The sequence below is a fragment of the Aquirufa sp. 5-AUSEE-100C1 genome, from assembly GCF_054558655.1.
Map to the genome: position 1 here is coordinate 11838 of NZ_JBPXKO010000004.1, position 12763 is coordinate 24600.

Below are 12763 nucleotides of genomic sequence, written 5' to 3' on the forward strand. Positions count from 1 at the left end.
CAAATTAGAATGTAAGATTCAAACCAACGATTACTGATTTCGCTTTCGGGTAGCTTAAGTAATCAATACCATATGACAAGACGCCATTAATCGAATTGTCCTTGTTTACTTCAGGATCGTATCCGTCGTAATCAGTCATCAACCAAAGATTTTGTCCCGTTACCGATAAACGAGCACTTGAAATAAACTTGCTGATTCCCAATTTCGCAGTAGGCAATTGATATCCCAAAGTCACGTTATTCAAACGTAAGAAAGCTGCATCTTTCAAATAGCGTGTTGATATCGGCGCGGCATTGTTAATGGATTCTTTCGCGTCAGCAAATGCAGCTGGAGTCACGTTCGTATTCTTCGCAATCTTCAACTTATAAAAGGAAGCATTGGCTGTGTTGTCATAGATTTTATTTCCAGCCACCCCGTTGAATTGCAAGGATAGGTCAAAACCTTTGTAAGACGCATTACCAAAGAAATTATATTGGGTAGTTGGTAAGGCAGTACCCGCCGCAATACGATCCTTATCGGTGATGATTCCGTCCCCATCTTGGTCCTTGTAAAGGCTTATTCCCTTGTCATCAAATCCAATAAACTCTTTCAAGAAGAATGTACCGATTGGCTGACCATTGATGTATCCATTGATTGTCGCTGAGGTCAAACCAGAACCTGATGCCGAACCCGATGGAATCACGGAATAAGGGGATCCTTTGACTTGGTTCTTGATCAATGTTAAGTTACCGCCCACATTGAATTTGATGCCTGACATCGTCTCGAATTTATAATCTAAATCCATCTCAACACCCGAATTCAAAATTTCCATGTTGGCCACATTCGTCCATACGGAACTTGCTGGTTGTACGGGATCTGCTGGGATTACTTCCAAAAGCATGTTGGTCGACACCTTATTAAACGCATCGATCGAACCCGATAGTGCCCCATTCAAGAACGCAAAATCAAAACCAAGATTCATTTGTGTTGAAACCTCCCATTGAATATCCGGATTCGCTAAACGCGAATAGGTAATACCAGCGGGGTAACTCGCCGAAGCTTCCAATGGATAAGAAGTAGATGACCCAACGGTCGCTGTAAATAATGGCTGGGTGATTTTTGGTGGGATTTCTTGGTTACCCGTTTGTCCCCAACCACCGCGAAGTTTCAAATTACTGACCGAAGTGTTCTTCAAGAAAGGCTCTTCTGAAATTCGCCATCCCAACGAGAATGAAGGGAAAATACCGTATTTGTTATTCGCACCAAATTTAGACGAACCATCGGCACGTACGGTTGCCGTTGCCAAATATTTATCTTGATACTGATAATTCAAACGCGTATAGAATGACTGCAACTCATTAATAAAGGCAGAACCGGCAGGTCTATTGGTCGCCAAGGTTAATTCCTGACCGATGCCTGGGTTATAAATCGGCTCCGTCGGTACAATCGGGAATTTATTGATACTAAACGTACGCCATTGGTATTGGATTTTCTGATAGGAATGACCAAGCAATGCAGCAAAGCTATGATCACCTAAATCGAGGTTGTAGGTTAAATAATTCTCAATCAAATTATTCAAATTGCTTGTATTGTATGTATCTAACCGACCATCAATTTTCGGCACTGCACTTGCCAAGGTTTGAACATCACGCACAGAAGTGGAATTATCGTATCCGAAATTCATTCGATAAACCAAGCCCTTCATTAATTTAACAGAAGGTGAGATGTTTGCAATAAATCGATTTGTCGTGTTGATATCCTTGAACAATTGTAATGTAGTCAATGGATTTGATTGACTGACAAAAGTTGCAGGAGTCTTACCATCCGCCGCATAAGTAGGCAATGTAGGGTTATTCGACAAGGCCGTCCCCAATAAGCTTTCGATCGCCGGGCGTTCGTTTACCGTATTTGAAAAGCTTATGTTGGCATCTAAATTCAAACGATCATCCCAGAATTTTTGATTCACATTCATACGACCCGTTAGTCGGTCTAATTGATTGTTTTTCAAAATACCTTGTTGCATTTGAGCCCCGAAAGCCGCATAATAGGTTAATTTATTAGCTCCGCCTCCTAAACTTAAATTATAGTTTTTGGTCATTGCTTGGCGAGTAATTTCTTTCTGCCAGTCGGTATTTGCCCCAAAATCTTCCAAGGTTCCTCCGTTTGCGACAACCTGCTTACGGAATTCATCGGCCGATAAAACAGGCAAGGCACGTGCGATGGAACTAACTCCAACACTACTCGAGAATTCGATTTTAGAAACGCCTGCTTTTCCTTTTTTCGTTGTCACTAAAATAACCCCATTCGCACCACGTGATCCGTAAATCGCTGTAGCCGATGCATCCTTAAGAACATCAATCGTTTCAATATCTTGCGGATTAATAAAGTTCAGCGGATTACCTCCACCTGTTGTTGAGTTATCCAATGCCAACCCATCAATTACGAACAAGGGAGTCGACCCTGAACGAATTCCACCCGGACCACGAATTGTGATACCTTGAGAACCACCCGGCTCACCCGTCGCTGAAGTCACATTTACACCGGCAACTTTACCTTGTAATAATTGCTCTGGCGAGTTAATGATACCTTTATTAAAGGCCGCACTTGCCACGGATTTCACCGAACCCGTTACATCTGTTTTCTTTTGCGTACCATAACCAACTACGACAACCTGCTCGAGGTCGGCTGCGTTAGGTGCAAGCGAAACATTAATATTGGATTGAGATCCGACGGTAACCGTTTTAGAAGAATAACCGACAAACTTAAACTCGAGAACGGCATTTGCAGAACCAACCGAAATGGAATATTGACCCGATGCGTCAGCTGTGGTTCCTTTGTTGGATCCTTTCACCGATATAGATGCTCCAATAAGCGCCTCATTGGTCGTTGCATCCGTAACTTTTCCTGAGATTTTGAGTCCTTGCGCAAAAACTGAAATCGAATTTGCACAAAGTATGGAAATGGTAATGGCTATCACATAAAAAGCATTCGAGCTTATTTGAAATAACGCGAGCGATTTGACGCGTACGAGTTGTATCATAAATGAATTAATTAAGTTTGAGTTGCCAAAAGTAACTTTGAACAAATCGTTCTTAATTAATACAAAATGACTAGAATATTAAATAATAAATTCTTGAAAAAATGCCAAAACAAAATTAATACCACTACAAAATTAACTTACCCGCCGTAGCCGCACGAATTTCCTCTAAACTAACTCCCGGTGCACGTTCGATGAGTTTGAAGCCACCTTCGGGTAAGATATCATACACGCCTAACTCGGTAATGACACGGGTAACGCATTGAACACCCGTGAGTGGTAAATCACAACTCGCAACTAATTTCGATTTTCCATCAGGTGTAGTTTGCAACATGGCCACAATAACCTTATCTGCCGAAGCGACCAAATCCATGGCCCCTCCCATGCCTTTGACCATCTTTCCCGGTACTTTCCAATTGGCCAAATCTCCCTGTTCTGAGACCTCCATCCCACCAAGAATCGTCACATCGATGTGATTCCCACGAATCATGGCAAAACTCTGCTCGGAGCCAAAAACGGAACCGCCAGGTGCTACCGTGATCGTCTGCTTACTCGCATTGATGTAATCGGCATCCTCATGACCTTCTATTGGAAATGGACCGATGCCCAATAAACCATTTTCGGATTGTAAGATTACTTTCATTCCTTTCGGAATGTGATTAGCGACGCGCGTCGGAATGCCAATGCCTAAATTCACATAATCGCCATCTTTGATTTCTTGCGCGAGACGCCTTCCGATAATTTCTTTTTTGATATCCTCCGGACTCAATTCCTGGATTTCTTCCGCATCCAATTGATGCGTCCGATGTTCGATCGGTTTGATGTAATCCTTCCCTTGAACTATCCGCTGGACATAAATCCCCGGCGTATGAATCTGATTGGGATCCAGCGTACCGACGGGGACTAATTCTTCCACTTCAGCAATGGTGATTTTACCTGCCATTGCCACTACTGGATTAAAATTTTGGGAGGTTCCTTTATATATCAAATTCCCCTCAGTATCCCCTTTCCAGGCTTTCACGAAGGCAAAATCGGCATGAATCGCTTGCTCCAATAAATACTTCTTCCCATCGAATTCACGCGTTTCTTTGTTGGCCCCCACCTCCGTGCCTACCCCAGCCGGCGTATAAAAAGCGGGGATTCCCGCTCCTCCACAACGGATTCGTTCGGCTAAGGTTCCCTGTGAGACCAACTCCACCTCGAGTTCGCCGGCCAACAGTAATTCTTCGAATAGGTGATTTTCTCCAATGTAGGAACAAATCATTTTCGAAATTTGCTTCTTTGCGATGAGTCTGCCAATCCCAAAATCCGCCAAACCCGCCTCATTGGAGATACAAGTTAAATGCTTACTCCCTCGTTGCAACAAAGCCTCAATGAGATTTTCAGGCACACCCGTCAATCCAAAGCCCCCCATTAAAACACGGGCACCTGAGGGAAGGTCAAAGATGGCCTCCTTTGCATGGGAATAGACTTTATTCATTTTATTGATAATCTGTAATCAGCTCTACATTCGGATGTAACCATAGAAATGATGCCGGACAATCTGTGGTAATTCTTCCCGTAAAAATCTGTTCTAGCGCCGCTTCCTTTCCTTTTCCTGTTACTAGGAAGATGATTTTTTTGCTTTGTAAAATCCCTTGCATGCCTACGCACAAACCAAAAGCCGGTTCGGAACCTTGGGAAAGCGCCGGATCATGCTGGATCGTCGACTCAGCCAAAATCGCCTTATGAAAGCCTGGCTGTAAAGAGTCGGCCGGCTCATTAAAGGCAATATGTCCATTCTTACCCAAACCCAGAATACAAATATCCATCGGGCTATTCGCCTGAATGTAGGCTTCTATCCGTTGAATCTCGACATTCACATCCGCGACATTCGGGTCAAAGCTCACGTAACGATCCTTGGGAATAGCTAAGGGGCCTAATAAATGTTTTTCCAAATACGATTCGCAGGAATCGGGATGACTCAAGGGGATAATCCCCCACTCATCCATTTTAATGACGCGCATCTTGGTAAAATATTCTTTATGCTTCGCCATTTCTGCATACATCCCGGTGGGTGAACCACCGGTAGCTGCACAGAATAATAAATCGGGCTTCTGCTTGAGCTCCTCGATGATGTGAGTACTCGCTAACTCACTTAATTCTTGATAATTCGCAACGCGTGTAATCTTCATTCTCAATTCATTTTTCTTAAAGTAACAAAATGCGCGCGCGCAAAGCAACAGATTATCAGTTTACTGTTATTTTAAACAAAATCATTTTACTACTTTGCAACACAATCTAGTTCTAATTAAACATGTACAATCACCTATTCGCTCCGGCGATTGGGAGGAAATTGGGTATTGTCCTAATGGTCCTTCTAATCAGGGTATCACGTGGATATGCCCAAGAATGGACCTTTCAGGCCGGAATTAATGTCACCAACTTTTCATTTCAAAATAGCAACGGCCAAACGCTGAGTGGTATTAAACCTGGATCGGGAAATTCCCTCGGGATTCAATACCAACGAAATTGGGTAGATACCTCGGCACTACTACTTAAATCAAACCCCGCGGCGATTTACATCAACCAGCATCCTACTTTGGCCAAGCTATTGAGTCGATTCCAATGGGGCCTAGGAATACATTTGAATCAATACAATGCCGTAGGCGATGCGGTCAATACCGCCTACAGTTACCAAACAAATTATGTGGGAATCAGCCCAGCACTCGCATACAAACAAAAAATTTACCAAGGATTAAGCCTGCAAGGAGCGGCAATCTTACAGATAAACCGGCTGATCCAAGGAAATCAATGGGTTAACAATCGCTTTGTTGATTTGCAGAATGACCCACAATTCAATGGAATTCAATCACTTACAGGCTACCAGGTCGGCATAAGTCAAAAAATAACGGAGAACCTTCAAATTTCCATGCAAGCTATGCAATTGACTAACACCTCCCCGATTGCTTCCCAAGGAACCACACTCAGCATGCGACCTATGCAACTTTTATTTGGCATCATAATCCAACCCAAAAGCAAATAATCCCGATGAAACGTTATCTACTAGCATTATTCCTGATTCAATGGGCTTTTGGGAGCATAGCGCAAACCAAGGGCATTCAATATCAAGCAGTACTTCAGGACCCGAACCCCTACCAAATTCCGGGAACCTTTATCCAAGGCCAAGTCCTGCAAAACAGCAAGGTCAGCATCCGATTTACACTCAAATCAACAAATAACATTGATTTTGAGGAATTACACGATACCCAGACAGATGCATTTGGCTTGATTAATTTGACCATCGGAAAGGGAAAAAAGGTGATTGGTAATTTCGAGCAACTCAATTGGAGTGGGCAAAATAAGATCTTAGTCGTAGCCGTTAAGATCGATGGACAGCCCAATTATTTGGAAGTAAGTAATCAAACCCTTTTGTATAGCCCCTATGCCTTATATGCCGATGCGGTGGAATACAAAAATGTCTACAATGCTCCCAAAGATGTGTCTCATTTTACGAATGATGTAGGCTATTTAATGAACAAGGATCTGAAACCTTTGGAAAAGAAAATCGAGGAGAATCAAACGGAAAATTTGAAGGTTTTGAGTTTGATCAAGGACCAACAAATCACGCTCGAAAATCAAATTACGGAGCAGGGTAAGCAATTAAACCAACAGGTTGAAATCACCCAGAATTTAAATACAACGATTCAGCAACAAAGTGCTCAGATTAATCAGAATCAAAACATTCTTCAAAATCAGATTAACCAGAGTCAGAATAATCTCCAAAATCAGATCAATAATTTGAGTGGTTCTTATGAATCTTTAAGTAACAAATCGACGGCCGTGGATTTGGGGAATTCATCGCCAAGTAATCAATTGTATCCAAGCCAACAAGCCGTAAAGACTTATGTAGATCAAGTGATTTCCACGGTGGCTACCTCAGGAGTTCCCGATGCAACGACCCTGGCTGCGGGGAAAATCAAACTTTCCGGAGACTTAAGCGGAACGGCGAGTAACCCTACAGTACCCGGCCTAGCGCTGAAAGAAGATCTTGCAAATAAATCGACGAATGTTTCAAGCGATGGTTCATCCGACACTAAATATCCGAGTGTTCGGGCGGTCAAAACCTATGTGGATCAGGCGACGCAGGGGATTGCGCTATCGGCCGACTTAAACGCAAAGGCGGATAAAAATTCTCCGGTATTTACGGGAACTCCTAACCTACCCACCGGAACAATTGGAGTAAAACAGGCTGCGGGGAATAATACGAATCAATTGGCGACGACGTCCTTTGTCCAACAAGAATTGAGTGGACTTATTTCCAATAAAGAGGATGCCGCAAATAAATCCACAGCCACTTCTTTAGGGACGAGTAATACGCTCTTCCCTACACAAAATGCGGTGAAAACCTATGTCGACAATCAAATCAGTTCGGCCACCATTGCGGATGCAAGTTTGTCGGCGAAAGGAAAGATCCGTTTAGGTGGCGATTTAGCCGCGGGTAACAGTACCGCGGATGATCCGATCATTCGGGACAATGCGATAAGCACAAGCAAACTGGCGGATTTGGCCGTAACAGATGCAAAGATTGCATCCATCTCAGGCAGCAAAGTAGCAGGCAATATTTCTGGGAATGCCGCCAATGTAACGGGAACTATAAGTCCAAGCCATGGAGGTACCGGGGTTGCAGGAACCTTGAATGGTTATGTCAGAGCAAATGGTATTTCTGCCATGCAGGGACTTTCAACGATACCGGTTTCGGATGTTTCGGGAGCGGAATCAGCAAGCAATAAAAGCAATGACATCGCTTTGGATGCAAATTCAACAACCAAATACCCGAATGTTAGTGCGGTTAAAACCTATGTGGATAACCAAATCGCACAGGGAACGATTCCCGATGCAACCACATCAACCTTAGGTAGAATTCGCTTGGGAGGTGATTTAGCCGGTACCGGAACGAGTGCCAACAACCCAATTCTTTCAAACAACAGTGTTACATCGGCTAAAATAGCCGATTTAGCGGTGACCAATGCGAAGATTGTGAGTGTAGAAGGTTCGAAAATCAGCAGTGATATTTTGGTGAATGCGGCAAATATCACCGGTGTGGCAAATGCCTCGCATGGCGGAACTGGTGCCGCAGGTACCTTAACAGGCTATATCAAAGGGAATGGCCTATCTGCGATGACCAGTAGCGCGACCATACCCATTAGCGATGTGGCGAATGCGGAGAATGTAAATAATAAATCCACAGCAACGGATTTGGGAAATAGTTCGCCGAGTGACCAACTCTACCCTAGTCAAAAAGCCGTTAAAAGCTATGTAGACGCTATTGCAGTCAGTAGTGTGGGATCGGCTACGCAAAATGCCCTGAATCTCAAGGAGAATACGGCCAACAAATCTACGGGAGATATAAATGGAAATAGTGTGACGTCTTTCCCTACGCAATCGGCCGTGAAAAGTTATGTGGAAAGCAAATTAAGTAGTCAGACAGTCGCATTAGGGAATCTTCAAACGATCAATCCAGACAAGGTCTTGGGAAATTTTGGAGCAAGTTCTGCGTTTCCCTCCGAGATTGCGACCACGGGAACCGGGGCGGTAGTCCGTAACACTGCGGCGACCTTGAGTAATGTACTGTTAAATGGAAGTATAGGCGGAAATGCTATTCTATCTACGACTAATGGAGGACTTGGAACAGGAAGTCTGACGGCCGGTTATGTCAAGGCGGGGACTCCGTTTTCAACAGTTTCAGCGATCCCTGTAGCAGATGTGACAGGTGCCGTTCAAAAAGTAAATGGCTACCTTCCTGATACCAATGGAAACATTGCCTTGCGTTTTGGAACAACCTACACGGGTCTTTACAACAATGGCAACTTTGCTCCGGTCATCAGTTCTCCGATCAACAGCGATGTGTTTATCGTATCGGGAGATCCAACAGCCACAAACAACGGTCGGGCATTCATCTACGACGGTACCCGCTGGAATGAAATAACCATGGATCAAGCCTCCCTGGATGCGCAATATGTGAAATTGACGGGATCTACGATGCAGGGAAATTTGGTTTTCCCGACAGGGAAGAAAATCCAACAAGTTGATGCTCCAAGCGGCTCAACCGATGTGGCCAACCGCGCCTATGTGGATCAAGCAATCGCTGCGAATGCGACTTCGGATGCTACTAATGTGGTGTTCGGAAAAATTCGATTAGGAGGAGATTTAGCCGCATCGAGTTCAACGGCAGCTAATCCGATTATCTCGAACGGTGCCATTACGAGTGTAAAAATTGCCGATGGAGCAGTCACAGAGGAAAAACTTAGCGCTCCTATTTCAGGTGCTAAAGGCGGAACCGGGGTCAATAATACCGGTAAAACAATCACAGTGGGCGGAAATTTAACAACGATCGGATCGAGTAGTTTGACCTTAACAACAACCGCGAATACGAATGTTACGTTCCCTACATCTGGAACCTTAGCCACACTTTCTGAATCGGAATCCTTGACGAATAAAACAATCAATGGAATTCAGTTCACAAGCAACCCTACCAATTTTTCAATGACGGGAGGTAGCCTTACAGCTAGAACCCTGACCGTTGCCGGGACTGCGAGTGTTTCGGGAACCAATACGGGTGACCAAACTATCGTATTATCCGGGGATTTACAGGGTTCTGGAACCGGAAATATTACAACTACCCTGAATAACACAGGGGTCATCGCTGGGGTATATGGAGGCAATTCGTTAATCCCACAAATTACCGTCGATGCCAAGGGAAGAATCACTAATGTAACTGAAATAAACTTATCCAATACTACCTTAGCCGGGACCATCCTGAACGACGGTAAATTCTTAGTAGGAAATGGCTCAAACGCAGCCGTGGAACGAAGCCTCTCTGGAGATGTTACGATGAATAACCTTGGCGTAACGAGTATCGGAACCGGGAAAGTCACCAATGGCATGTTGGCGGGCAATATTGATTTAAGTACCAAAGTCAGCAACCTCTTGCCCATTTCAAATGGTGGAACAGGCGTTTCAAGCCTTACTAATAACGCGTTGTTAGTCGGCGGAAGCACCCTCGGATTCCTAGCTCCTGGATCATCGGGTAACATCCTAAGCTCCAACGGAACGCAATGGAGTTCTAATCCGATTTCGAGTTTAGGCGTAGCCACGAGTGTGGGCAACCCAAATTCGACCGGCACGAGCAATGGCATGACTTTGCTCGCGGGAGAACTAAAATTAAGCCCTGCGGATGGTACGAACCCAGGTATCATCACGACGGGAACGCAGTCCCTCGCTGGCAACAAAACCTTCTTACAAGATTTGAGCGTAAATCAAATCGTACTAGGAAGCGGTGGAGGAAACTTAGCTTCGAATACGCGCATTGGTAATTCGTCTTTTACCAGTAATACCACAGGGTCCAACAACACGGCGATTGGATATCAAAGTTTACAAGCAAATACCAGCGGAACCAACAATACCGCTTTGGGCGCAACGGCACTGGCTTTGAATACGATAGGAAATGGGAATACGGCCATCGGTAATGGTGCGGGCGTTGCTACCGGAAATCTAAGCAACACCATTGCCATTGGATCGGGGGCTGTGGTATCGACAGATAATACGATTCAATTGGGAAATAATAATATCGGCCGACTAAACACCAGTGCAGCCATCTATGCCGCGAGTATTCAAAATACGCCAATCGGATCCGTCACCAGAAGCACGGGGGCATTTTCGAGCTTACTAACAAACGGAACAAATGCGAATCAGGTTGTCTATACGGATGCCAACAACCTTTTAATTTCTAGTAGCACGCTACCCGTGAACTTGGGAGGTACGGGATTGTCAAGCATTCCATCGAACGGGGTAATGATTGGAAATGGAAGTTCGGGGGTTTCAACGGTGCTCCCAAACACAACGGGTCAGGTACTTACTTGGAACGGCACGGCATGGACGGCGACCGTTCCAACAGCGATTTCTACAGGTGTTCTGGGAACAAGTAATACAAATGGAATTTCAATTTCAAATAATGTCATTAGCCTTAGCCCAGCAGATGCCACGAATCCGGGTATCATCACGACAAGTGCTCAAATCTTAGCAGGGGCAAAAACCTTAACGGGAGATTTAACCGTGAATGGCAATCTGACGAATGCCTCATTAACTGCATCGAAAGTAGTCTTTACAGACGCATCAAAAAACCTAAGTTCCACAGGAATTGTGGGTGTGACACAGGGTGGAACGGGATTAGGAACAATACCAACGAATGCCATATTGATTGGCAATGGGACCGGAAGTTTATCAACTCTGACACCTAGCTCGAGCGGTCAGGTATTGACTTGGAATGGCACAGCTTGGACGGCGACTGTTCCAACTGCCATTTCTACGGGTGTTCTAGGGACAAGCAACACGAATGGAATTTCGATTTCAAATAATGTCATTAGCTTAAGTCCGGCGGATGCCACCAATCCAGGGATAGTCACCACCGGCGCGCAAACAATAGCTGGAGCAAAGACTTTCGAGAATGCGGTAAATATTGATGGAAACCTTAAAAATTCGACACTTAGCGCATCGAAAGCTGTATTCACGGATGCCTCGAAAATCTTAACTAGTATAGGGACATTAGGCGTAGACCAAGGTGGAACAGGTGTCGCGACCTTAACGGCAGGAGCGCTATTAGTTGGGAATGGAACAGGAACCGTTTTGAGCACCTTAACACCGAGTACTACAGGCTACGTCTTGAAGGTAGTCGGCGGCAGCTGGACCGTTAGCACGCCCGATCGGGATGTGAGTGATCAATTTTCTGCCACGGCCAATCAAACGACTTTTACGCTTACGCAAATTCCCGTGGCCAACAGTCGGGTAAAAATGTACATCAATGGCGTACGAATCGACAAATTTGCCTATGCTTGGACCAATCAGACCTTAACCTATACACCGGCCAATAATAGCGGATATGCCTTGGCGGCAGACGACCGAATCCAATTTGAATATGCATACTAGACTCATTTTCCTTTTCCTTCTGCTTGCATGCTCGAATACATACGGGCAAGCTGTCACGCCTTCTGGCCGTATTTCAACGACCCGCACCGAGTTTGTCAATCGTGCGGGGAATAAAACAAGCCTTAACGGAGTTCAGACCACCGGAAAATTAGATACCATCCCACCCTGTACCATCCTCGTGATAAACCATGTGACCAGTCGGGGAGTTGCCCCTGTCGCCAAAACAGTTACCTATAATCTTGCCTTTTCTACTATCACAGGCACCAATAAATGTTGGCTGACCCAAAACCTCGGTTCCACGAACCCACCTACGTCTGCGACTGATAACACAGAGGCATCCGCCGGTTGGTATTGGCAATTTGGGAATAAAAAAGCCTATCGTTTCACGACCTCGAGAACACCGTCCACGGCTTGGCCGGCTCAACCCCAAGTCAATACGGATTGGGCGGCCTCACAAGATCCTTGCACGATTGAATTGGGAACGGGTTGGCGATTGCCGACCTATGCGGAGTGGCAAGCGGTTGAAACCGTGGCAAGAAATCTGAATAGCGTATATGCATCTGATTTAGGCATGCATGCGGCAGGATTTTTGACCACAGCAGGAACATTGACAGAACGCGGAACTACGGTTCATTATTGGTCAAGTGATTCTTTTTCAACCACCCATGCAAGGGCCTATGTGATTCCTACCTTAAATGGCACGTCGACTACCTCGACGAATGACAAAGATGCTGGATTTAGCGTACGCTGTATTCGCGATTAAAATCATTTTTTATGAAGCAT

The 12763-nt window shown here is 44.9% G+C and carries 6 protein-coding genes; 3 read left to right on the top strand and 3 right to left on the bottom strand.

What is annotated here, in order from left to right; all coding sequences use genetic code 11:
- Window positions 1-4: 4 nt before the first annotated feature.
- The 3 genes from ACMH5P_RS09930 to ACMH5P_RS09940 form a co-directional block, all read right to left on the bottom strand.
- Window positions 5-3019: a SusC/RagA family TonB-linked outer membrane protein gene (locus ACMH5P_RS09930; RefSeq protein WP_459494216.1), complete on the bottom strand. Its 3015-nt coding sequence runs from the start codon at window positions 3017-3019 to the stop codon at window positions 5-7.
- 124 nt (window positions 3020-3143) lie between these two features.
- The gene (locus tag ACMH5P_RS09935) at window positions 3144-4496 is read right to left on the bottom strand and encodes a 3-oxoacid CoA-transferase (protein ID WP_459494217.1); all 1353 of its coding nucleotides are present in this window, start codon (window positions 4494-4496) and stop codon (window positions 3144-3146) included.
- A 1-nt stretch (window position 4497) separates the two neighbouring features.
- Window positions 4498-5190 carry a 6-phosphogluconolactonase gene (locus ACMH5P_RS09940; RefSeq protein ID WP_459494218.1) on the bottom strand — a complete coding sequence of 231 codons (693 nt, stop codon included), beginning with the start codon at window positions 5188-5190 and terminating at the stop codon, window positions 4498-4500.
- Window positions 5191-5312: 122 nt separating this feature from the next.
- Between ACMH5P_RS09940 and ACMH5P_RS09945 the strand changes: the two genes are divergently transcribed.
- From ACMH5P_RS09945 to ACMH5P_RS09955, 3 genes are read left to right on the top strand one after another with little or no spacing between them, the layout of a single operon-like run.
- A complete protein-coding gene (locus tag ACMH5P_RS09945) occupies window positions 5313-6041 on the top strand; it encodes a hypothetical protein (RefSeq protein ID WP_459494219.1) in 729 nt (242 codons plus the stop codon).
- Between the two features lie 5 nt (window positions 6042-6046).
- Entirely contained in the window at window positions 6047-11980 is a 5934-nt protein-coding gene (locus ACMH5P_RS09950; RefSeq protein WP_459494220.1) for a beta strand repeat-containing protein, read from the top strand.
- Window positions 11970-12743, top strand: coding sequence for a fibrobacter succinogenes major paralogous domain-containing protein (locus tag ACMH5P_RS09955; RefSeq protein ID WP_459494221.1), 774 nt, complete (start codon window positions 11970-11972; stop codon window positions 12741-12743). The genes ACMH5P_RS09950 and ACMH5P_RS09955 overlap by 11 nt, the downstream gene beginning before the upstream one ends.
- Window positions 12744-12763: the final 20 nt, after the last annotated feature.